The organism is Ideonella sp. A 288, from assembly GCF_002198735.1.
GTDB lineage: Bacteria > Pseudomonadota > Gammaproteobacteria > Burkholderiales > Burkholderiaceae_C > Pseudaquabacterium.
Window position 1 is genome coordinate 288,720 of sequence record NZ_MWLO01000137.1, and the last position, 22,904, is coordinate 311,623.

General features: G+C 69.0%; 18 protein-coding genes. 6 read left to right on the forward strand and 12 right to left on the reverse strand.

From position 1 onward, the window contains the following. Positions 1 to 548 precede the first annotated feature (548 nt). The 4 genes from EOINJALH_RS20870 to EOINJALH_RS20880 all read left to right on the forward strand — a co-directional run bounded on the left by EOINJALH_RS20870 (position 549) and on the right by EOINJALH_RS20880 (position 3,733). On the forward strand, positions 549 to 1,319 hold the full coding sequence (locus tag EOINJALH_RS20870) for an RNA polymerase sigma factor (protein WP_199873437.1): 771 nt from the start codon (positions 549 to 551) through the stop codon (positions 1,317 to 1,319). Then, positions 1,319 to 2,173, forward strand: a complete 855-nt coding sequence (locus EOINJALH_RS20875; RefSeq protein WP_088283604.1) for a cupin domain-containing protein — start codon at positions 1,319 to 1,321, stop codon at positions 2,171 to 2,173. The genes EOINJALH_RS20870 and EOINJALH_RS20875 overlap by 1 nt, the downstream gene beginning before the upstream one ends. A gap of 69 nt (positions 2,174 to 2,242) precedes the next feature. Beyond that, complete coding sequence (locus EOINJALH_RS33535) at positions 2,243 to 2,719, forward strand: SRPBCC family protein (protein ID WP_404872782.1); 477 nt, start codon at positions 2,243 to 2,245, stop codon at positions 2,717 to 2,719. 12 nt (positions 2,720 to 2,731) lie between these two features. Further along, positions 2,732 to 3,733, forward strand: a complete 1,002-nt coding sequence (locus tag EOINJALH_RS20880; protein ID WP_088283606.1) for a cupin domain-containing protein — start codon at positions 2,732 to 2,734, stop codon at positions 3,731 to 3,733. Between the two features lie 306 nt (positions 3,734 to 4,039). On the opposite strand, the gene EOINJALH_RS20885 is transcribed toward EOINJALH_RS20880, so the two are convergent. From EOINJALH_RS20885 to EOINJALH_RS20895, 3 genes are all read right to left on the reverse strand, one after another. Then, the gene (locus EOINJALH_RS20885) at positions 4,040 to 7,312 is read right to left on the reverse strand and encodes a carboxypeptidase regulatory-like domain-containing protein (RefSeq protein ID WP_088283609.1); all 3,273 of its coding nucleotides are present in this window, start codon (positions 7,310 to 7,312) and stop codon (positions 4,040 to 4,042) included. A gap of 221 nt (positions 7,313 to 7,533) precedes the next feature. Continuing rightward, on the reverse strand, positions 7,534 to 9,360 hold the full coding sequence (locus tag EOINJALH_RS20890; RefSeq protein WP_158219839.1) for a bifunctional UDP-sugar hydrolase/5'-nucleotidase: 1,827 nt from the start codon (positions 9,358 to 9,360) through the stop codon (positions 7,534 to 7,536). Positions 9,361 to 9,384: 24 nt separating this feature from the next. After that, entirely contained in the window at positions 9,385 to 10,461 is a 1,077-nt protein-coding gene (locus EOINJALH_RS20895) for an adenosine deaminase family protein (protein ID WP_088283613.1), read from the reverse strand. A gap of 156 nt (positions 10,462 to 10,617) precedes the next feature. Between EOINJALH_RS20895 and EOINJALH_RS20900 the strand changes: the two genes are divergently transcribed. Then, positions 10,618 to 11,589 carry a BMP family protein gene (locus tag EOINJALH_RS20900; RefSeq protein WP_088283720.1) on the forward strand — a complete coding sequence of 324 codons (972 nt, stop codon included), beginning with the start codon at positions 10,618 to 10,620 and terminating at the stop codon, positions 11,587 to 11,589. Between the two features lie 522 nt (positions 11,590 to 12,111). Here the strand turns inward: EOINJALH_RS20900 and EOINJALH_RS20905 are convergent. The 3 genes from EOINJALH_RS20905 to EOINJALH_RS20915 all read right to left on the reverse strand — a co-directional run bounded on the left by EOINJALH_RS20905 (position 12,112) and on the right by EOINJALH_RS20915 (position 15,284). Further along, positions 12,112 to 13,584 carry a DUF5666 domain-containing protein gene (locus EOINJALH_RS20905; protein ID WP_088283615.1) on the reverse strand — a complete coding sequence of 491 codons (1,473 nt, stop codon included), beginning with the start codon at positions 13,582 to 13,584 and terminating at the stop codon, positions 12,112 to 12,114. A 162-nt stretch (positions 13,585 to 13,746) separates the two neighbouring features. Beyond that, on the reverse strand, positions 13,747 to 14,013 hold the full coding sequence (locus EOINJALH_RS20910; protein WP_144290109.1) for a hypothetical protein: 267 nt from the start codon (positions 14,011 to 14,013) through the stop codon (positions 13,747 to 13,749). 65 nt (positions 14,014 to 14,078) lie between these two features. Next, positions 14,079 to 15,284: a hypothetical protein gene (locus EOINJALH_RS20915; RefSeq protein ID WP_144290110.1), complete on the reverse strand. Its 1,206-nt coding sequence runs from the start codon at positions 15,282 to 15,284 to the stop codon at positions 14,079 to 14,081. 395 nt (positions 15,285 to 15,679) lie between these two features. Here EOINJALH_RS20915 and EOINJALH_RS31345 point away from each other — a divergent pair, with 395 nt between their 5' ends. Beyond that, positions 15,680 to 15,919 (forward strand): hypothetical protein, encoded by a 240-nt coding sequence (locus tag EOINJALH_RS31345; RefSeq protein ID WP_199873438.1) that lies wholly within the window; start codon positions 15,680 to 15,682, stop codon positions 15,917 to 15,919. A gap of 30 nt (positions 15,920 to 15,949) precedes the next feature. Here EOINJALH_RS31345 and EOINJALH_RS20920 read toward each other — a convergent pair whose 3' ends face one another. From EOINJALH_RS20920 to EOINJALH_RS20945, 6 genes are all read right to left on the reverse strand, one after another. Next, entirely contained in the window at positions 15,950 to 16,948 is a 999-nt protein-coding gene (locus EOINJALH_RS20920) for a tripartite tricarboxylate transporter substrate binding protein (protein ID WP_199873439.1), read from the reverse strand. Positions 16,949 to 17,000: 52 nt separating this feature from the next. Then, entirely contained in the window at positions 17,001 to 17,804 is an 804-nt protein-coding gene (locus EOINJALH_RS20925) for a 2-keto-4-pentenoate hydratase (protein WP_088283621.1), read from the reverse strand. A 28-nt stretch (positions 17,805 to 17,832) separates the two neighbouring features. Further along, positions 17,833 to 18,972: a tricarballylate utilization 4Fe-4S protein TcuB gene (gene tcuB, locus EOINJALH_RS20930; protein WP_144290113.1), complete on the reverse strand. Its 1,140-nt coding sequence runs from the start codon at positions 18,970 to 18,972 to the stop codon at positions 17,833 to 17,835. A 19-nt stretch (positions 18,973 to 18,991) separates the two neighbouring features. Next, positions 18,992 to 20,410: an FAD-dependent tricarballylate dehydrogenase TcuA gene (gene tcuA, locus EOINJALH_RS20935; protein ID WP_088283625.1), complete on the reverse strand. Its 1,419-nt coding sequence runs from the start codon at positions 20,408 to 20,410 to the stop codon at positions 18,992 to 18,994. A 49-nt stretch (positions 20,411 to 20,459) separates the two neighbouring features. After that, positions 20,460 to 21,431: a tripartite tricarboxylate transporter substrate binding protein gene (locus tag EOINJALH_RS20940; RefSeq protein ID WP_088283627.1), complete on the reverse strand. Its 972-nt coding sequence runs from the start codon at positions 21,429 to 21,431 to the stop codon at positions 20,460 to 20,462. Between the two features lie 73 nt (positions 21,432 to 21,504). Then, the gene (locus EOINJALH_RS20945) at positions 21,505 to 22,848 is read right to left on the reverse strand and encodes an adenylosuccinate lyase family protein (protein WP_088283629.1); all 1,344 of its coding nucleotides are present in this window, start codon (positions 22,846 to 22,848) and stop codon (positions 21,505 to 21,507) included. Between the last annotated feature and the right edge of the window lie 56 nt (positions 22,849 to 22,904).

Below are 22,904 nucleotides of genomic sequence, written 5' to 3' on the forward strand. Positions count from 1 at the left end.
CGGGACCAGGCCTGGGGCATCGTGGCGACCGCGAACCAGGGCCGACAGGGTTGTCATGACCAAGGGCTTGGGAAGCTTTCAGTCTCTGCCGAGTGCGCGTCGGTCAGAAGGCCAATGCTTTGACGGCTGCATGTGGGTGGCTGCGGCGAGGCCCCGTCGATCAGTCAGCGATCGCCTGCGATGCCGCGCCGACAAGACGAGCTGCCAGGAACCTACCCACCGCGGCCGCCAAGTCCTGACCGGCACCTGCCTGTTGGCTGTCAGCGCCGACAACAGCCTGTCGGTCTGCGGCAATACGTGCCAAGGAAGTTGAGCCGGCAGAGAGGACCTCACGGCCTTGCAGGTAGCTGTGAGCGGTCGCCGGGTGCTGCTGGGGCAGGCGTGCATCGAGAAAGCCATCGCGGTTCGCACGTCACGCTGCGCCAACGTAATCCGACTACATTTGTCGTGTATGCATCCAGGCTCCGGTTTCCGGCGGAGGCGTGCGGACGTGCGTGAATCGCCAGCCTGGTGCCTCTCGAGACGTAACGTAACCGGAGTTACCCACGATGGACCCCAGTGCTGCACGTCTCGAGGCCGGTCCCATCCTTGCTCCATGTTTTCCAGCGAAACAGGATGGGGACGATCCGAACCCAGCCATGCCTGCCGACGAGCAGGCTGAGTTTGAAGGAGACGGCGGCGCTCCTTCGGGTGACTCGGTTCGCACAAGCGCGCTTTGCGCCGTCGAATCACTGGACAACCTGGCGCTGGCACAGTTGATCGGGCGCGTCATGCGACAGGACGAATCGGCTCTGGCCAGCCTCTACGAGCAACTGTCCGGTCGGGTCTACGCCGTCGCGCTGCGCATCACGCGTCGGGTCTCCTGCGCCGAGGAAGTCATGCAGGACACCTTCTGGCAGGTCTGGCGCCAGGCCCCGCGTTTCGATCCGAACAGGGGCTCAGCGATCGCCTGGGTGATGATGATGGCGCGGTCGCGGGCACTGGACGCCGTTCGGGCCCGGTCGCGCGACCCTGTGCAATCCAGCCAGCACCCCATCGACGAGGAAGACCCGTTCCCGGATGAAGCTGCCGACGACCCCCTCGACCTGTTGCAGGCGGTCAGGCGCGATGGCGTGTTGCATGAAGAGTTGGCCAAGCTCGACCCCCTGCTGCGCCAGCTGATCGGATTGGCGTTCTTCCGTGGCTTGACACACGAAGAGATTGCCGATCACATGGGTCTGCCGTTGGGCACCGTGAAGTCTCACGTCCGACGAACCCTGGCCGCGCTGCAGTCGGCGCTCGGCGCCGACTTCAACCAGCTTCAGCTGAGGTATCCGTGATGCGCACGCGCATGCCCGATTCCGCGGTGGAGGATTCGTTCGAGTTCACCATGGCCATTGCTCCAGAACTCAAGCCCATGTCGTTCGTCGCCGGACGTGAAGAGCAACTCAGGCGCAGCGTGTTGGACCGTGTCCGCCAGAGTGCGGACGTGCACAGGCACTTCACCACCATTCGACGCGAGGACGCCACCTGGGCGGAAACCAGCCCGGGTGTTCGCCATTTCACTTTGAACGCCAAAGGCGGACTGCGCATCGATCTTCTGGAAGTGGCACCATCAGCCGCGGTTCCCTGGCAGTTCGATGCCCAGGCCCAGGAAGTGCTGGTGGTCGGTGGCACGCTGGCTCTGGGTGCCAGGCTTGCGCCGACGATTCAACTGTCACCGCTGAATCACGTGGTGCTGGAGCAATCCGGGGGTTGGGGCATGACGGCAGGAAGAACGGGTGCAAGCTTGTACATGCGCAGCCGCGTCGTTGATCTCGCGCGCTTGCCGGAAGGCGAAGCGCAGTGGTGGCGAGCGGCCCAAGGCGCGTCACTTTCGGCAGCAGGGATCGACTGCCCCTGGTCGAGCTACCTTGAAGGGGTCGATGCCGCCGTATTGCATGCCCAGGGAGATGTGGCTTCGATGCTGGTCAGGATCGCCCCAGGCGCCGCCGTTCCTGACCACGGGCACGATCTCGACGAAGATTGCTTCATGCTCGAAGGCGAGATGTTCCTGGGCGACATCCTGATGCGTGGAGGCGATTACCAGTTGGCTCCCCAGGGCTGCCGTCATGTCGGTATCGCAAGCGACTTCGGCGGCCTGTTCTACTTTCACGGCGCCATTCCCCCTTCCGCATCCGAGCAGGCACCGTGACCGTAATTCGAATGGAGAATCTTCTTCAGCAGCGGCACAGCCACTGGCCCGATGAGCCCAACTTTCGTGATGACGAGCGCATGGTGGCTCGATGCCTCGCAGCAGGCGTGTTGGAATTTGGTCGCCGACGCGCACCGCTGGCCAAGGTGGTGGCGATCGATTCCGTCGGTTGGCCCATTGCCGCGGCTTGCCGAGCCTATGGGCCAGTGGCGGGCGTGGCGGGCCCTGTTTGGCCGGCCGTTGCGGCTGCTCGTCGGGGCGCGCCTTTCGGAACCCTGTCAACTGATCGAGTGGCAGATTCGCGGCGACATCGACGGCAATCTGACCTGGGTACTTGCCGCCGCTGCGAGTGGCGGGTGCGACGTGACTTGCCGTTGGGAGGTCCGCCCCTTTCTTGCGAACCCAGCCCTGTTGCGATCACTGGCTTGCCTCGTGCTCGAGCGCAGTCACTTTGGCCGCATGAGAGCATGCGCACGGGACATGGGCGTCGCACTGGAATGCACAAGTGCTCCCCTGCGCGAATGGTCTGGAATGACTCACCGATGAGAAGCGCTGCCGGTGCCCTACGGCCAGAAACTGCAGCGCATCCTGAGGATGCCTGCGCCAACCGGGGCTATCGTCGTGTCGAACCGGTTCATGCAAGCTGAAAAGGCTCGGCACGCGATGGAAAACTCAAAACTGCCCGAGGTCCCTGATCATCCCAGCGACACTTCCACGGCCGACCAGTTATCGCAGCTGTGCGGCATGGTCGCGACGCGGCTGACCGGGATGCGCCCAGCGCCGAATCGAGCGAAAGACCTGCGCACGCACGTTCTCCATCAGGTGCATTCGAGCGTGCTTGCGCACCGCGAGTACACGACCATCCGCATGGAGGATGGAGAGTGGGTGCATGCAGCAAGGGGCGTCGACCGGCGACTGCTGCGCAGCGACGCCGGTACGCGCGTGGAAGTCCAGCGGCTGAGCCCCGGCGCAACGCTGCCTTGGCCCGACGATGCCAGGGCGCAGGAGATCCTCCTGTTGGATGGCTCCTTGTCGATTGCCGGTTGTGTGGCTTCACCGATCGGCGTGCCCGGCGCGGCAGGCTACATCGTCAGGCCACGGTCCGACGCGGACGCGCCGCTGGTTGCGGCCACCGACGCGACAGCCTATGTCCGTCATCTGCTCGTCGACGGAGCGCAGCTGCCTGCGCTGGAAGCCCGATGGTGGGAGCTTGCGTGCGCCAGTTCTGGGTGGGTCGACCCGGGACGCAAGCGCTGGCATTCGATCACCGAAGGCGTCGATGTGCTGCCGTTGCGTGGAGACACCGAGGTCATCTCGATGCTGGTGCGCTTTGCCGCAGGCGCCTGCGTGCCCGACCACGGCCATGCGCTGGACGAAGACTGCTTGGTACTGCAGGGCGAGATGTTCCTCGGCGACATACTGCTGCGCGCCGGTGACTACCAACTCGCGCCTGCCGGAGGCACGCACTTTGGTGAAACCAGCGATGTCGGCGCGATGTTCTACTTTCATGGTGCGCTCGATCCCGTGCTTCGCGGCGTATCCCCGGCGGGGCGTCAATGAACGATGGCGCGCGCAGGGAAGGCAAAGCGACCTTCCCGTGAGCTGCCTCTGGTCAGTGTCAGGACGTGGCCGACCACAGACACCCACGAATGCAAGCCTCCCGGCGGCACGACTTGATCCCTGCCGGAAGACCCGTGGGCGCCACGACTGGCAAGGGCATGGGCCGTCGCAACACATCGTGCAGCACCCGCGCGCCTCATAGGGCAAGGCAGCTGCGAAGTACCGGTCAGCGCCAATGCGCCGAGGCCACCAGTTCGGCGCGCGGCGCGTTCAGGCGGCCGGGGCCGCGTGCGGCCCCGGTGCGCATCAGAACTCGTACTTCGCCGTCACCTGGATCGCCCACTGCGACTCGCCGGCGTTCTGCCGGGTGGTCACGTCCTCGGGGTTGTTGACGCTGTAGACATACTTGCCGTCCTGCAGGCCGGCGAAGTTGACGAAGCGGCGCACGCTGGGGAAGGGCACCTCGTCGATGCGGCCCCAGCGCTTGTTGAGCAGGTTGCCGACGTTGAGGATGTCGAAGGTGAGCACGCCGCGGTGCTGCGGCAGGAAGCCGGGCAGTTCCTGGCTCAGGCGCATGTCGAAGGTGTTGACGAACTTGGCGAAGGCCGTGTTGCGGCCCACCGCCTGGCCGCGCGCGCCGTTGAGCGCCGGGTGCGCCTCGACGATGCTCCAGAACTTGGCCTCGGCCTGCGCGGCGGTCAGCCGGTCGGCGTTGGGGGCGCGGAAGATCACCTCGCCCGAGCCCGGGGCCTTCGGGATGTACAGCAGGTCGTTGCTGATCACGCCGTCGCCGTTGGCGTCGTTGTTGAAGATCCAGCTGTAGGGCCGGCCCGAGCGGCCTTCGTAGAACAGGCCCACCGTGGTGCGGTAGTTGCCGATGAAGGCCTTGGACCAGTTGACCGCGGCGCTGACGCGGTCGCGGATCAGGTAGTTGGAGTTGGACGCGAACTCCTCGTTGGCATTGAACACTGCCATGTTCTGCCAGTTTGAATTGGCGATCGACGAGGTGAGCGGGCTGACCTCGTTGGCCCGCGTGCGGGTGTAGGCCATCTGCCAGCCGAAGCCGCTGCGCGCCGGCTTGCTGAGCGACAGCGTGATGGCATCGCCGGCGCCGTGGCTGGTGGAATCGGTGAGCAGCACGTTGCCGAAGGCGGTGTTGCGGTTGGCCCGGTTCTGGCCGCCGCAGCCGGCGCGCAGCGCGGTGCCGCCATCGGTCCAGCAGGTGGCGGCATTCAGCGCGGCGGCGTTGTAGTAGAGCTGTCGGCCGTCGATACCGGTGGCGGTGGATTTGCCGAGGTTGAGGTTGCGGTAGAACAGGCCCTGCTTGGTCTCGGTGTGCACCCATTCGGCGCCGGCCACCAGGCCGCCGATGCCCAGCAGCGGCGGCAGTTCGGCGTCGGCGGCCAGGTTGAATTTCCACACCGACGGCTGCTGCACGCCCGGCGCGATGAAGTCGACCGCGGCCGCCGGCGGCTGGCCGGTGATGGCAGGCTGGTTGGCGGGGTCGGCCGAGAACCTCAGGCCCGCCGGGCAGGGCGTGCCACCGGTGTTGTTGCAGGTGAAGTTGGCCGTGGCCACGCCCGTGTTCGAGAACGGGTTGGACAGCCACACCGTGGCCGCCGCGCCCTGGAACAGCCCGACGCCGCCGCGCAGCTGGCCCTTGCGCTTCTCGCCCAGGTCGAGCTTGTAGTTGAAGCCCAGGCGCGGCTGCACCAGGGTCTCGCCGTCGATGGTGTAGGTGTTGTCGAAGCCGAAGAAGCTGGAGGCCGCCGCATTGCGGATCGGGCTGTCGGGCACGCCGGTCTTGTCGACCCGCACGCCCAGCTGCACCGACAGGTTGGGCGCGACGGCCCAGGTGTCCTGCAGGAACACGCCCAGGTTCTGCAGCGTCCAGTTGGCCGCGCCGTCGTCGATGGTGCGGCCGGCCAGCGGCAACTGCACCTGGTAGCCCGTGGGCGTGCCGGCGGCGAACAGGGCCGCCGGGTCTGCGCCGCGGAAGGTGTAGAAGCCCTTGGTGTTGGTCAGGAACGCGTTGAAGATGTCGTTGTCCTGCCAGTCGGCACCCAGCTTGACCTCGTGCTGGCCCAGCGTCAGCGTGCCGGCCACGTAGGCGTCGAGCGTGTTGGTGCGCAGCGCGTTGAAGTGCCGGTTGTTCTCGGTGCCGGTGTTCAGCGTGCGGTCGCGGCTGGCCGTGGCATCGGCCGGGAACACGAAATTCATGCGCGGCAGGTTGGAGAACGCCGTGGGCGCGCTCTCGAAATCGCGCTTCGACACCTTGAACTCGGTGGAGAAGGTGTCCGACCAGTCGGCGAACCACTGGCCGACCAGCATGTCGATGGTCTTGATCTCGTTGAAGTAGTACGACGACAGCGACAGCGCGTCCTGGTTGATGTCGTTGAACTTGGGGTCGGTCTGCTCGGTCTTGGTCCAGCGGACATTGGCGCGGTGACGGTCGCTGATGTTCCAGTCGAGCTTGATCAGCGTGTCCTTCACGGTCAGCTCGGTGCCGGAGGGCACGTCGATGCTGCCCAGGTCGATGCCATAGGTGGTCTTGGCGACGTTCTGGATGGCGGCGATCTGCGCCGGCGTGATGCGCACATTGGTCAGCGAACTGCCCACCGGGCCGAAGCTGGGCGTGGTGCGCGAGCTGGCCAGTTCTTCGTAGCTGGCGAAGAAGAACAGCTTGTCCTTGATGATGGGGCCGCCCAGCGTGGCACCCTTGAGCTGTTCCTTGAAGGCCGCGGGGTCGGCGTAGGCGCGGGTGGTGCGGTTGTAGCGCTGGCCGGCCAGGTCTTCGTCGCGGTGGACGAAGTAGACGCTGCCCTTGAAGTCGTTGGTGCCACTCTTGGTCACCGCGTTGATGTTGGCGCCGGTGTAGCCCTTTTGCGTGACGTCGAAGTTGGCCAGGTTCACCTGCACCGACTGGATGGCGTCCATCGACACCGGCTGCTTCAGCGTGGGCAGGTTGTTGCCCTCGAGGCCGAAGGTGTCGTTGACGGTGACGCCGTCGATGGTGATGGAGTTGAAGCGGATGTTCTGGCCCAGCGCCGAGATGGAGCCGGTTTCCTTGTCGGTCTGCGCCACGCGCGGGTCGATGCGGGCGTAGTCCTGCAGGCTGCGGCGGATGGAGGCATAGGCGTTCAGCTCGCGGCTGCCCAGCGCGGTGCCGGCGCCGACGGCCCCGGTGTTCAGGCCCCCGGCCTGGCCGGTGACCACCACGGTGGTGGTGGGCGCGCCCAGCGTGGCGTCCAGGGCCAGCGTCTCGGCCAGCGCCAGGAACACGCCTTCGCGCTGGTCGGTCTGGCCGGCCTTGCTGATGGTGATGGTGTAGGGGCCGCCCACGCGCAGGCCGCGGGCCGAGTAGCGGCCGTCGGCGTCGGTGGTGGCGGTGCTGACCGAGCGCGACTCGACGTGAAGGATGCTCACCGAGGCACCGGCCACCGGCGCGCCGTTGGCACTGGTCACGCGGCCGGCGATGCCGGCGGTGGTGTTCTGGGCCAGCACCGGCGCGGCCGCCACGATGGCCACCGCGGCGCTCAGCGCCGTCCTCGCAAACACGGAAAAGCGATCACTGTTCATCCCGCACCCCTCTCTGGCTTCAAGTTCGTTGATCGAAAAATCTATCACCCCGGCCAGACGGCCGGCGTTGCTTTCACGTCATTCGCGGCCCGAGAAAACCCGGCTTGCTGCCCGACCCGCTTTGTGAACTTGTGTGTCGGCTAGCAAGTCGCAGACCACGAAACCGCGCATGGTGCCGCGCGGCCATGGCAGGGCCATGACAGTCGGACACCCCGATGCCGTCACTCCACCCACTCGACGCGGGGGGTGGCCACCGGCGCGGGCGTGGTCTTCAGGTGGGCCACCAGCGCGTCCAGGTCCTGCGGGCCGCCCAGCCGGTCTCGGCCGCGGCGCAGGCCGGCCAGGCCGTCGCCGCCTTCGGCCATGAAGCTGTTGACGACCACCCGGTAGTCGGTGCCGGGCTGCACGGGGCGCCCGTCGAGCGTCAGCGCCTGCACGCGCTGGCCGGCCGGCGCGCGGGCCACCCAGCGGTACTGCAGCCCGGCCGACGGCGACATCACCGACGGCGCGTCGCGCCCCGGCCCCTGCTGCGCCTCGAGCAGCGCCTTCAGCTCGGCGCCGCTGAGCGTCATCACCACCAGGCTGTTGCCGAAGGGCTGCATCGTGAAGGCTTCGCCATAGCTCACCTCGCAGGGCGGCGTGCCGGCGCAGGCCAGGTCGCTGCGCACGCCGCCGGGGTTCATCAGCGCGAGCTGCGCGCCGCCGCGGGCGGGGTCGCGCGTGGCCGCCAGCTGGGCGTCGGCGATCAGCCGGCCGGCGGCGCTGTCGGTGCGGCCCTTGCGGTCGAACGGCCCGCCGATGCGGCCCACCGGCCGCTGCGCGCTCGGCGCGGCCGCGGCCGCGTAGGCCGCCACCTGCTGCGCCACCGCCGGCAGCGGCTGCGCGGCCCGCAGCGCGTTCGCCCAGACGCCAGGCTGGCCGGCGGCGATGGCCTCGCGCTGGGCGGCCGGCGTGCGCTCGTTGAACACCGGCAGGTTGCGGCTGTCGCCATGGGCGCGCTCGACCTCGCCGGTGCGCGCGTCGATCACCAGGTCGGCCACCGACACGCCGCGGCCGTAGGACAACGCCTGCAGCACCGGCCGGCCGTCGACGAGGCAGCGGTAGCCCTGGTGCGTGTGCGCGCTGAGCACCAGGTCGACCGACGGGCTGAGCCGCCGGGTGATGTCGACGATGTCGCCGCGGAAGCCCGGGCAGCGGGTGTCGTTCCAGTCGGCCGGCTGCTGCGCGCCGCCGATCTCGCCGCCCTCGTGCACGGTGGCGACGATGGCGCGCACGCCCTGCGCCTCCAACGCCGCGGCGGCGCGGTTGATGGCCTCGGCCTCGTCGCCGAAGCGCAGCCCGGCCACGCCCGAGGCCACGACGATGCCCGGCGTGCTGCGCGTGACCGCCCCGATGAAGCCGACGCGCACGCCGCCCACCGGCAGGATCCACGACGGCGCGAACAGCGTGCGGCCGTCCGCCGTCTCGACGTTGGACACCACGGTGGCCCAACGCGCACCGGTGTAGGGATGCAGCGCACAGGAGCGCTGCGCGGCATCGGCCCCATTCGGTGCGCAACCGCCGCCCAGCACCCGCGCCAGCTCGGCCTGGCCGGCGTCGAACTCGTGGTTGCCGACGGTGGCCACGTCGACGCCCAGCGTGTTGAGCACCTCGATGGTGGACTCGTGGCGGAACAGCGCCGACACCAGCGGCGTGGCGCCGATCTGGTCGCCACTGGCCACCACCACGCTGTGCGCGGCGCCGCCCGGCGCCTGCTCGCGCAGCACCTTCACCAGCCCGGCCAGCGCGGCTGCGCCGCCCGCCGGCACGCGCAGCACCTGGCCCGGCTGGGCCGGGTCGGGCAGCGTCAGGCTCAGGCTGCCGGCTTCGAGGTGGCCATGGAAGTCGTTGAAGGCGATGACGCGCAGCGACACCGACGTGGGCATCGGCACCCTGGCCGCAGCCGGCGCCGCCGCCGGAGGGGCCAGCGGGGCGCAGGCGGTCGTGGCCAGAACGGCCAGGGCGGCCAGGGCCGCGGCACGGCGGACGCCGAAGGGGTGGGGGCGCATCGAAGGGCTCATCTTGGGGAACGTTCAGGCCGTGGCATCGGCGGGGTCGAACGCCAGCAAGGCGTCGCGGGCGCGCACGCGCACCGGCTCGGGCAGGAACGAGGCCTCGGCGGCGGCCAGGCCCATGCGCTGCAGGTCGGCCCAGCCGAAGCCGGCCTCGCGGTGCAGTTGCAGCGCCTCGGTGCTCATGTCGACGCAGGACATCAGCCGGTTGTCGGTGTGGAAGGACAGCGACACCCCGTGCCGGGCCAGCGAGCGGATCGGGTGCGCGGCCAGCGACGGCGCGGCACCGGTGTGCACGTTGCTGGTCGGGCAGACCTCGAGGTGCACCCGTCGCTCGGCCAGTTCGGCCAGCAGCGGTGCGGGGTCGCCCGGCCCGTCCAGCAGGTCGGCCAGCCGCACGCCGTGGCCGATGCGACGCGCGCCCAGGCGGGCGGCCTCCAGCACGCGCCCGCCGGCATCGGCCTCGCCAGCGTGCAAGGTGAGCGGCAGGCCGCCGTCCTGGACGCGGCGCAGCACGGCCGCATGGTCGGTGGCCGGGTGGCCGGCCTCGGCACCGGCCAGGTCGAAGCCGACCACGCCCCGGCCCTGGTAACGCAGCGCCAGCGCGGCGCTGCGGCCCACCTCGTCGGTGGGCAGGTGGCGCATCGCGCAGACAATCAGCCCGCTGGGCAGCGGGCTGCGCGCCAGGCCGGCCAGCAGGGCCTCCACCGCCGCCTCGCCCGACACGCCGAAGGGCTCGAACAGCAGCGGCGCGATGCGGAACTCGGCCAGCACGCAGCCATCGGCCCGCGCGTCCTCGGCGGCCTCGAAGGCCACGCGGGCCATCGCCTCGGGCGTGGCCATGGCCGCCACCGTCAGCGCGAAGCCGCGCAGGTACTCGACCAGCGAGCCGGCATGGGCCCGCGCCTCGAACCAGGCCGCCAGCGCCGGCACGTCGCCGGCCGGCGCGGCCAGCCCGCGTTCGCGCAGCAGGTCGAACAGCGTGGCCACGCGCAGGCCGCCGTCGAGGTGTTCGTGCAGCAGCACCTTCGGCAGTCGGTGGGCGATGGCCGCTTCGGCAGCAGCGCTCGGGCGTGGATGGCGGGCGGGGTCGGGCATGGCGCGATGCTAGTGCAGCGCCGGCCCAGGTGGCCTCGTCGTCAACCCCTGCCCGGTGTCGGCCGTTGCCGGGGCAGGCTATCCCTCATGGCCCGCGGCCTGCAACTTGCTATCCTGCCGCCCACGTTCAACCACGCTCCGCAGGTGCCGCCCATCATGTCCAACGCGCTCGTCGCCCTCCTCGGCCTCGCCTCGGCCACCGCCATCGCCCAGGCGCAGCCCGCCGTCATCTACGACATGGGCGGCAAGTTCGACAAGTCGTTCAACGAGGCCGCCTACAACGGCGCCGAGCGCTGGAAGAAGGAAACCGGCAAGCCCTTCCTCGATTTCGAGATCGGCAACGAGGCCCAGCGCGAGCAGGCCATGCGCCGCATGGCCGACAAGGGCGCCACGCCGGTGGTGGCGGTGGGCTTCTCGATGGCCAGCACGGTGGAGAAGGTGGCCAAGGACTATCCCAAGCTGCAGTTCGCCATCATCGACATGGTGGTCAAGCAGCCCAACGTCGAATCGGTGGTGTTCAAGGAGCAGGAAGGCAGCTTCCTGGTCGGGATGATGGCCGCCATCGCCAGCAAGACCGGCAAGGTGGGCTTCATCGGCGGCATGGACATCCCGCTGATCCGCAAGTTCCAGTGCGGTTTCGAGCAAGGCGCAAAGTACGCGAACCCCAAGGCCGAGGTCAGCGCCAACATGACCGGCACCACCAGCTCGGCCTGGAACGACCCGGCCCGCGGCAGCGAGCTGGCCAAGGCCCAGTTCTCGAAGGGCGTGGACGTGATCTTCGCGGCCGCCGGCGGCACCGGCATCGGCGTCTACCAGGCCGCCAAGGACGGCGGCAAGCTGGCCATCGGCGTCGACAGCAACCAGAACCACCTGCAGCCCGGCACCATGCTCACCTCGATGGTCAAGCGGGTGGACGTGGCCGTGAACAACCTGTTCAAGAAGACCACGCCCGGGGCGTTCACGGCGCTGGGCCTGAAGGAAGGCGGCGTCGACTACGCGCTCGACAAGCACAACGAGAAGCTGGTCACCGCCGACATGAAGAAGAGGGTCGACGCCGCCAAGGCCGACATCATCGCCGGCAAGATCAAGGTGGCCGACTACATGGCGGACAACGCCTGCAAGTATTGAACGCCCAAGGCCGGCTGGCTCCGACCCCCTGCCCCGCAGGACTCAAGGAATGTGGCCGGGCCACGCCTTCCTGAAAACGTCGCAGTCCGACAACGCGTGTCATGCGCCCGCCCAGGCTGGTTGGCCAGCTCGGGAACGGCCCTTCGCTGACTCGAGCGGAGTTGTTCGCATCGAGGGTGCCGGGCTGGTTGCGACTTTGGCTGCCGGCCACCTGAGCGACAACGCACCCGAACTTCTCGGCGCGCTGCAGCCTCGGGCCAGCGACGGTCGGCGCTGCGCGGGCGACGACCCCGATTCCAGGCGGAGGGTCACCGGCAGCGCCTGATCAGCACCCACTGCGTCGATGTCGTGCCGTCTCTCGAAGCTCCGTCGGGCTGCTCAGCCCCGGATCAGGGCAGGCACCTGATGAGCGGTGGGGCGTCGTTCCCGACCTGCTTCCTCTGACCTGGGGGGGTGATGGCAGTGGCGCGCATCTCCGGCGGCGGCTGAACCAGCCGCCGGAGTGTCGCCCTCGCGCGCGCCTCAGTCCTCGCCGATCTCCAACTCGCCGATCGTGCTGGTGCTGCGAGTCGCATCGACCACGTTCGTTGCCAGATTCGCGACCACGCCACGCGCATGCACGCTGGTGGGCACGGCTGGCGGTACCTGTACCGCGCGATAGAAACTGGTCGCGTCGATCAGGTTGCCGTCCACGTCTCGGTAGCGCGTGCTCGCACCGGTCGCAACGTTGATGCCGGCAAGCGTCAACTGCGTGGTCGGTGTCTTGGCATCGGCTGCGGCCTTAACCACCACCAGCGGATCAGCCTCGGTGCGTTCGAGGTACGCGGCAACCAGATTGCCGGCGCCGTCCTTGTACCCCTTGACCTCCAGGCGGTCGGCGACGTTCAACGCTGCCAGCGTGATGGTCCTGGGCTGGTTGCGGTCTGCGGTGCGGTCGATCAGCACCGTGTCGGCGTTGACGCGGACCGGGCGCCCGAGCAGGGTCACCGTGCCACCCGTCATATCCTTCTTCTGCATGCCCGCCTCGATGCGGACGTTCGACTGCAGCCTGATCACCACGAGCTTCGCCACCAGCACGCCACCGCTCAGCGTACCTTCAACCTCGACCTTGAGTCCGTTGCGCAGATCGGCCGCAGTGCCGTTCGCGAACACGGCATTGGCGGCGTTCACAGCCTGGCTGTCCACCTTGAAGTTCGACAAGGACACGAAGCTCGACACATAGCCTTCGACTTCCATGCCATCGCCGTCCGAAGTGTTGATGCGATCACGATCCCGATCGCGCAATCGGTCCGCGGTAACGATCCCGTTGGCGTCCTGGCGGCCCTTCGCATCGATCGTCATGCCATTGGCCAATCCGGCCGGCCGATCGGCTGGGGCGATGCCCGAGAAGTCCACCGGCGTCCCACCTACCAAGCAGGTCCCGAGGGCGAGGTTCAGGTTGCTCACCAAGCCCCCGACCTCTACCTCGGAAACCCCGGTCACGAACGTTCCCCTGCGCTCCATGCGGGTGGCTCGCCACCCGTCGTTCGCCGGGTCCGGCAAACAACTGATTTCGACCAGATCGCCGATCGCGAACGAGTTCATGTCGCGCAAGGTCACGCCGTCGAAGACGGTTCCATCGTCGACATGGACGGTCTGCCCCAACACCGTGACCGTGTTCTGCACGCGGTTCATCGCGGTGATCGGGCCTTCGACGCAACTGTCGTAGCGGATGCTGTCAGCCACACCTGTGCCGTCGGCTTGAACACGGCCACGCACCTGAACGACCATGCCGAGGCGCAAGCGATCTCGTGTCAGCAACGCATCGTCAATCGTCACCGTCGCGTTGGCATCGTCGAACCGCACGCCATTGACGATGACGCTGCCGAACCCGGTGATGGGTCCGACAACCGTGCTCAGCGCGCCAGGGGCCGGCGTGCTGTCGCCACCGCCGCATGCGCCAAGCGCCAAGGCGCTCACCGCGCCGATCGTCCTCAGTATCTTGTTCGTCCACATGTTGGACCTCCGTTGATTCAACCGTTACCGGCCCTTGCCGGCGCTACCGTCCGAGCGCGGTGCGGCAGTACCCGCGCCGTGTCCCTCGCCGTAGCACGGGCCCGTCCTGCGGCCTTGCACCGGCGGCTCGTCTGGAATCTTCACGCCATGCTCCTTCGAGCGTTACGTCATGCGCTCGTGATGCTCCTTCCGGATCTGCTCGCGCTCTTCGTTGATCTTCGCCTCGCGCATGCGACGTCGATACTCCGCGCGCTCCTGCGGGTTCATCAGGTCGTTGCCATAGATCCGCTCGCCATCCCGTTCCCGAGGCTTGGCCTGCACGTCCGCTCGTGTTGCCGTTACCCCAAAGGCGCGATCTTGCGCATCGACCATTACGGGCAACGAAACGGCAATCGCGATCAACGACCCCGACAAACGCGAAGAACCCATGTCGCTCTCCTTGGCCCGGGCGAGTGGGCGTTCAACGCCCACCCACTGCACCCTTCGACATGGAATCAATTCAGGCAGATGTCGAGGTAGGTGATTTGATTGACGGGATCGACCACCGGCTTGTACACGCCGCCGGTTTCACCTCCGCCACCGCCCGGCCCCTTGAGCGGTACCGATGCACTCAATGGCGCGAGCGACAGCAACACGGGCTCCGGCACGCCCGACATGACCGGTGGCGCCGTCACAGTGTTGAAGCTGAACCCGACCGCGGTTGGCGACGAATGGAAGGTCAGTCGCCACCAGCCCGCCTTGCTGACGTTCGCGGGAACGCCGTCACGCCGCAATTGCCAGTTGTAGCCATAAACCCATTTACCGCCGACGTTCAGTTCAGGCGTGAAGCCAATGTCCCGCAGCAGCCAGGTCGTGCTCGCGCCGCCACCGGTGTCGACCCACGCCGTGCCGTTCCAGACGAGATCGGGCCGCACATTGCCTTGTGCGGCGGTGGGGCACGCGGCAGTACCGAGCACGATCTTGGTCAAGTTCAGCCGTGCGTTCATCGTGCGGAGAATCGCATAAGGCGACAGATACGCGAACGGCGCGTTGTCGCTGTCGCGCGCGCGAACACCCCAGATCTCGGTTGACCCTTGGCCATAGACGTGCCACATCTGCAGACCCTTGTACATCGGCTCCAACGTCGTCCGGTCGGCATAGGGAGTCACCTCGACGCGCAGCACCGATGTTGAAGGCCAGGTGCGGCTCTCGAGGTTGTCACCCCAATCCACATGGCTCGCGATGGCAGGCAAGGACTCCCCGCTCAGGAGCTTGCGCGAATCCGACGACCAGTCATTGGCCGGGATCTTCTGCCAGAACATCTTCTCCACCGACAGGCCGTTGCAGGGCGCCGCAGGCGCAACGCACTGTGCCGCGGTCAAGTACGTCACGATCGATCCGCTGACTGCGGTGCAAGACGTGTTCGGGTACTCCGTCGTACCGATGGTTTCCTTCTTATCGCAACCATAGGAGAAGGTCTTGCCCAACTCCGGCACGGGGCTGGGTGCGATGGTGAAGAACCATGCCACCGGGGATGTCGTCACATCCAGATCGAGTGCGGGGTACGACAGATTGTTGACCGCGGTCTCCCCGGCCGGAGGCTTCCCACCGCCGCCGGGAACCCCTTTGCCCTGGGCCATCGCAGCAGGCGCGGCGAGCGCGAACGCTGCAGCCACAGCGATCGAAGAAAGCGTGCGCGGAAGTTCATGTGCCTTGGTCATCAGTTTTCTCCTTGAGTGAACGAGCACGCGGCAAGCTTGTCCCGGCTTACTTCCGGACTCCTGTATCGACCGAAGCCGGAACGAAACCTGCTGAACGAATGGTGCGCTATCGGTTGTGCACAGTGATCAGCGGGCCGGCGCATCACGCACCCGCTCCATTTCTGCTTTGCCATGTTTCGCATTTCCTGCCCAACCGATGCGCACACCTTAGGCATTGGCTCCGGGCATCTTGTTGAGTGTGCTCACCGGTGCCTTCGGGAGCAGGCGCTGCGATTGCGAATTCGCAAATCACCCGAGGAATCGTCGCCGGGGCTTGGATCCTGGGGATCACCGCTTTGAGCGAGAGGGGCCTTGGGCTGCGCCGCCTTCAGGTAGGCCGTCGTCGAGCTGCCGCCATGTGCTGCTCATCTCACCGCCGCCAGCAGGAGTGGGCGGTCCATCGTGGCCCTCGTCCCGACTGTCGCGTCGGCGATCCGGGCCTGAAGGAAGGTGGCGTCGGCGAAGCGCTCGACAAGCACAACGAGAAATTGGCCACCGCCGACATGAAGAAGAGGGTCGACGCCGCCAAGGCCGACATCATCGCCGGCAAGATCAAGGTCGCCGACTACATGGCGGACAACGCCTGCAAGTACTGAGTACCCCCGGGGCCGGGCTGGCCACAGGGTTCACTCCGGCTGGATCTTCGCCGCCCGGATCACCGCCGCCCAACGCCTGATCTCGGCGTCCAGCAGCGCCTGCAGCTCTGCCGGTGAGCCCGCCGCCAGCCGCACCCCCATCGCGCCCAGGCGCTGCTGCACCGCGGGCGAGGCCACCGCCTCGCGCACCGCGAGATTGAGCTGCTCCAGCACCGCCGCCGGGGTGCCCGCCGGCGCGGCCAGGGCGTTCCACGAGGCGACCGAATAGCCGCGCACGCCCACCTCCTGCACCGTGGGCACCGCGGGCCAGGCCGGGTGGCGCCGGTCGGACGACACCGCCAGCGCGCGCACCACGCCGGCGCTCACCTGCGGCAGCATGGGGCCGACGATCTCGAAGGCCAGATCGACCTCGCCGCCGCGCAGCGCGCCCAGCACCGCCGGCGAGCCTTTGTACGGCACCACCAGCGCGTCGACCGCGGCGGCCGTCTTGAACCACTCGGCCGCCAGGTGCTGCGTGCTGCCGACCGCGATGGTGCCGATGGTCAGGCGGCCCGGCTGCGCCTTCGCGAAGGCCAGCGCCTCGCCCAGCGTCGCGAAGCGCGAGGCCGCCGGCACGAACAGGCCGAGGTCGAAGAAGCCCAGCGTCGAGATCGGTGCGAAATCCTTCCGCGCGTCGTAGGGCAGTTGCTTGAACAGCGAGGCGCTGAGCGCATGGCTGTTGCTCATCAGCAGCAGCGTGTGGCCGTCGGGCCGGGCCGCGGCCACCAGTTGCGAGGCGACGATGCTGCCCGCGCTGGGCCGGTTGTCCACCACCACCGCCTGGCCCAGGCGGAGGGCCATCGACTCGGCCACCGCGCGCGCGGTGAGGTCGGCGATGCCGCCGGGTGCGAACGGCACCACCAGCGTGATCGGCCGCTCGGGGAAGCGAGTCGGCGCGTCGGCGCCCGCTGCGCGGCCCGGGACGAGGCCGCACGCCGACAGGTGCAGCAGGGTGCGGCGGCGAAGGTGCAGGCCCGGGCCGGCCTTCATCGGCGGCATCGCTCGACCGGCACCGACACCCGCTGCACGCTGGCCACCACGCTCAGCGGAACGTGACCGACAGATCGGACAGCGGCGCGCCGCGCGTCGACGTCCAGCGCTCGCCGGCCTGCACCGGCCAGGCGTCGGTCCAGGTGCCGGTGGTGACGACATCGCCAGGCTGCAGGTCGGGCGCGCCGGGGCAGGCGCGCAGTTCCTTCAGGAAGTGCGCCAGCGCGTGCAGCGGGCTGTCGAGCACGTTGGCGCCGACGCCCTCCTCCACCAAGGTGTCGCCTCGGTACAGGCCCACGCGGGCGCCGGCCAGCACCGCATGCAATTGCGCGGCGTCGCGGGCCACCTGCGACACCGGCACGCGCCGGCCGACCAGCAGCCGCGCATGCAGGCCGCTGTCGGCCATGGTGTCCGCGGCGCTGAAGGTCCAGCCGGGCCGGTGCGATTGCACCACCTCGAACCCCGGCGCCACCCAGTCGAGCGCGTCGAACAAGTCGTCCAGCGTGGCCTCGGCCCGCGGCGTGGCCTTCAGGCCGAACACCACCTCGGGCTCCAGGCGCGGCTGGCAGGTGGCGTCCAGCGACAGGGTGCCCTCGCCTTGGTCATTCGCAAATGCCAAGGTGGTGTCCCACACGGTGCCCCAGATCGGCGCGAAGACCTGGTACCGCGCCCAGATGGTCCGGTTGGTGAAGCCGATCTTGAAGCCGCGCGGCACCTCGCCCCGCGCCAGGCGCAGCGTGCGCACAGCCAGAGCCGCCTGGTAGGCGGCGGCCGGGTCGGTGAACGAGGTCGACGGCCCGGCCGGCGCCCAGGGGCGGCCGTTGTCGATGTGGCTGAGCAAGTCGTGCGGTGTCATCGCGGTCTCCCCGGTGTCTGGTGCGGGCTCATTCCGACCCCAGCCGCAGCCGGCTCGGCAGGCGGCGCTCGATGGCCCATTTGAGCAGCGCCGCGGCGCGGTAGGCGCCGTGCGCGAACTTGCCGTAGGGCATGGTGATGAACAACGCCATCACGCAGCCCAGGTGCAGCGCCAGCAGCAGCGCCATCGCGCCGGTGTCCCGGCCGGCCAGCAGGGCCAGCCCGGTGGCGCTGGTGCCGAACAGCAGCGCGATCAGGCCCAGGTCCATCGGCCGCTGCGATGGCTCACCCTGCTGCGGGTCGCGGCGCAGGTTCAGCCAGGCCAGGCCCGCCGGCCCGACCAGCAGGCCCAGGCCGCCGGCAGTGCCCAGCAGCACCGGCAGGCTGGTCACGGGATACGGCGCCGGCCAGCCCAGCAGGTAGTGGTAGCCGGTGGCCACCACGGTGGCGGCAAAGCAGGCCATGAAGCCGTAGAAGGTGGCGTGGTGGAAGCGCCTGCGGCGCAGCGTGAAGCGATCGTCCTCGTCGTGGCAGCCCTGGCCGTGGCCACCGTCCAGGTACTTCAGCTGCAAGGCATTCGACACCGCCTCGCCCAATGCGTCGGCCGATGACGCGCCCGGCGGCGCCAGTCGCCAGAAGCGCGCCACGCCGAGGCCCAGCGCCAGCAGCGCCCAGCCGAACACCGGCGCAAACAGCCACACCATCAGCCCGTGCGGCAGCACCGCGTAGAAGTTGCCGGCCAGCGGCGCGTGCCACAGGCCGCCGGTGAGCGCCAGCACCAGCGCGATGAACAGTGCGAGGCTCGCGGCCAGCGCCAGCGCCACCGTCAGGCCGGCGCGCCGGTACAGCCGCGCGGCGGGCGCCGGCCAGGCGAAGTCGGCGTAGGTGGTGGCGCGCACCCGCGCCATCGCGCGCGGCACGTTCACCGCAAACTCGTGCGGCGGCGCGTACTGGCAGGCATGCAGGCAGGCGCCGCACTGGTGGCACAGGTTGGCCAGGTAGTGCACGTCGGCGGCCGGGAACTCCAGCCGCCGCGCCATCGCCGGGAACACCGCGCAGAAGCCCTCGCAGTATCGGCAGGCATTGCAGATCTGCAGCACGCGGGCCACCTCGTCCACCGGCGAGCGTTGCGCGGGCGTGGCCGAGGCGATCGGGATCACGCGGCGCAGGGCCGGACGCGGCGTGGTGTCAGGCGGCGGCACGCTGGCCCTCCGGAGCGGCGGCCTGCTGCGCCGCCTGGGCCGCCGAGGCCCCGGCGATGCGCCCGAAGGCGGTGCCGATGGTCATGCCCACGCCGGCGGTGTAGCCCTGGCCCAGCACGTTGCCGGCCATGATCTCGCCGGCGGCGAACAGGTTGCCGCTGGGCCGGCTGCCGAAGTGCACCGCGGCGCGCCCGTCGACCTTCAGGCCGAGGTAGGTGAAGGTGACGCCGGGCTTGAGCGTGTAGGCATGGAAGGGCGGCGTGTCGATCGGCAGCGCCCAGTGCGTCTTGGCCGGCGACAGGCCCTCGGTGTGGCAGTCGTCGAGCACCGCATGGTCGAAGTGGCCGACGCGGCAGGCGGCGTTGTACTCGCGCACGGTGTGCACGAATGGCTCGACCGGCAGGTCGAGTTGCCGCGCCAGCGCTTCCAGCGTGTCGGCGCGCGCCCCGCGGAACACCGGCGGCATGAAGCGGCCGACCGCCTTGGCGTCGATCACCGAATGGCCCACCTGCCCGGGCTGCAGCGCCACCAGCCGGCCCCAGATCGCGTAGCGCTTGGGCCAGAAATCCTCGCCCTCGTCGTAGAAGCGACGGCCCTCGCGGTTGACCATGATGCCCAGCGACAGGCAGTCGACGCGGGTGACGATGCCGCCGTCGTACAGCGGCGCGCGCGCGTCGATGGCCACCATGTGCGCCTGCGTGGCATCGCCGATGGGGTCGGCGCCCTGGGCCAGCAGGTCCTTCAGCAGCACGCCCTGGTTGAAGCGCGTGCCGCGGATCAGGAAGGCATCGGCCGGCCACTCGCCGCGCTCGTTGCGGCCCCAGGCCTCGCGCAGCCAGTCGCGGTTGGATTCGAAGCCGCCGCTGGCCACCACGGCGCTGCCCGCGGCGAGGCGCTCGCCGGACGTGGTGACGGCGGCGACGAAACGGTTGCCCTCGAGCTCGATCCGGGCCACCGGCGTGTCGTAGCGCACCTGCACGCCCAGCGCCTGCGCGCTGCGGTAGTAGGCATTGACCAGCGCCTTGCCGCCGCCCATGAAGAAGGCGTTGGTGCGGCTGAGGTGCAGCGTGCCCGACAGCGAGGGCTGGAAGTGCACGCCGTGCCGGCGCATCCACGGCCGCACCTGCGCCGAATCGCGGATCGCCTGCCGCGCCAGCGCCTCGTCGGTCTTGCCCGCAGTGACCTTCAGCAGGTCCTGCCAGAACTCCTCTTCGGGGTAGGCCTCGGTGAGCACGTCCTCGGGTGCGTCGTGCATCGCGCGCAGGTTGCGGGTGTGCATCGAGTTGCCACCGCGCCATTCGCGCGGCGCGGCCTCGAGCATCAGCACCGACGCACCGGCCTCGCGGGCGGTGAGCGCGGCACACAGCGCGGCGTTGCCGCCGCCGATGACGAGCACATCGATCATGTCAGCGCTTGAAGTGCACGGCATCCACCGCCCGGGCGCATCGACACGATCAGTCGGGCTTGATGCCGGCGCGCGAGACGATCTCTTTCCAGATCTTCTGCTGCTGCGCGATGAAGGCCGCGAACTCCTCCGGCGGGCCGCCGCCGCCGACCGCGCTGTCGCTGGCGAAGCGCTCGGTCACGCTGTTCGACTTGAGCGCCTTGTACGACTCCTCCTGCAGCCGCTTGACGATGTCGCGAGGGGTGCCGGCCGGGGCCAGGATGCCGTACCACTGCGAGGTCTCGAAATCCTTGAAGCCCATCTCGGCGACCGTGGGCACGTCGGGCAGTGCTGGCAGGCGCTGCGGCGTGCCCACGGCGATGGCGCGCAGCTTGCCGCTGCGGATGTGTGGCAGCAGGGCCGGCAGCCCGGCGCTGCTGGCCTGGGTGCGGCCGGCCAGCAGATCGGTCAGCTGCGGGCCGGTGCCGCGGTACGGGATGTGGGTGATGAACATGCCGGTGACGAGCTTCAGGTACTCCATCGCCAGGTGGCCGGCGCTGGCGTTGCCGGCCGATCCGTAGTTGAGCTGGCCCGGGTTCTTGCGCACGTAGGCGACGAACTCCTTGAAGTCCTTCGCCGGCACGTCGGGGTGGATGACGAACAGGTTGGGCACCTTGGCCAGCAGCGTGACGGGGACGAAGTCCTTGTTCACGTCGTAGGGCTGGTTCGGGAAGATGTACGGGTTCACCGCCAGCGAGCCGACATGGCCCAGGATGATGGTGTGGCCATCGGGCACGGCCTTGGCCACCTCGGTCATCGCCGGCAGGCCGGCACCGCCGCCCTTGTTGTCGACGAACACCGTCTGGCCCAGCTGCTTGGTCAGCTCATGCGCGACCGTGCGGGCGACGATCTCGCTGGTGCCGCCGGGCGCGAAGGGCACGACGAAGCGCACCGATTGCCTCGGCCAGGCGGCCTGCGCCGCGGCCCAGCCGGGCAGCAGGGCGATCGGCGCGCTCATCGCGGTGCGGCGGGTCAGTGTCATGGCGCTCGTCTCCAGGTGGTCTTCTGTCGGGCACTGTACGGTGGCCCGGGCGCCGTGGCACTCCGCGAGAGCCCTACATGCGCGCGAGCACGCGGTCGACCATCACGCCGCTCTGTCCCAGGTAGTGGGCCGGGTCGAGCATGCGTTCGAGCGCGGCCCGGTCGACATGGGCGCGGATCTCGGGGTGCTCGGCCAGCAGGTCGATCAGCGGGCGCCGCTGCGCCAGCGATTCGCGGCACAGGTCGTAGACCAGATCGTGCGCGTGCTCGCGGCCGATGTAAGGGCCCAGCCCCATCATCACCGCCTCGCTCATCACCAGGCCGCCGGTCATGTCGATGTTGCGGCGCATGGCCACCGGGTCCACCTCCAGCCCCTCGAGCACCGCGCGCGACTGCTTCAGCGCGCCGGCCATCAGGCAGAAGGCCTCGGGCAGCACGATCCATTCGATCTCCCAGGGGCCGGTGCTGCGCTCGTGGTCGGCCACCATCGCGTCCATCAGGGAGGCGGCGTGCTGGCGCACCACCGAGATGGCGGCGTGGATGTAGCAGCTGGCGATCGGGTTGCGCTTCTGCGGCATCGTGCTGCTGCTGCCGCGGCCATGGTGGTAGGGCTCGAAGACCTCGGCCACCTCGGTCTGCATCATCAGCTTCACGTCCATGCTGAGCTTGCCCAGCGTGCCGCCGATCAGCCCCAGCACCGCGCCCACCTCGGCGATGTTGTCGCGGATGGTGTGCCAGGCGATCACCGGCTGGGCCAGGCCCAGTTCGGCGCACAGGCCCGCCTGCGTCTCCATCGCGCCGCGCTCCAGCGAGGCCAGCGTGCCGGCCGCCCCGGCGAACTCGCCCACCAGCACCCGTTCGCGAAGTTGCGCCAGGCGCTCGCGGTGGCGCAGCACCGCGCTCAGCAGCCCCGCCATCTTGTAGCCGAAGGTCACGGGAATAGCCTGCTGCAGGTTGCTGCGGCCGATGACGGGCGTCAGGCGGTGTTCACGCGCCAGCTTGGCCAGCGCGGCGGCGATGGCGGCCAGTTCGTCGTCCACCAGCACCAGCGCCTCGCGGATCTGCAGCACCGTGGCGGTGTCGGTGATGTCCTGCGTGGTGGCGCCCCAGTGCACGTACTCGCCCAGCTGGTCGCGGCACAGCTGGTTGAGCTGCGTGACGACGCCCAGGATCGGGTAGCCGATGCGCTCGGTCTGCTGGCGCAGCCGCGCCATGTCGATCTGCTCGAGCTGGCAGTGGCTCACGATCTCGTCGGCCGCCTCCTGCGGGATCAGCCCCAGCCGCGCCTGCACGATGGCCAGCGCGCGCTCCACGTCGATGTACTTGCGGGTGCGGTTCTCGTCGCTCCACACGGCGCGCATCGCGTCGCTGGAGAAGATGCCCTGGAAGATGCTGGAGTCGATGATGCTGGCGGCCATGGCGTGAGGTCCTTGCGTCGCGGTTCGGTGGGATGGTATCGGTGGACAGGCCAGGA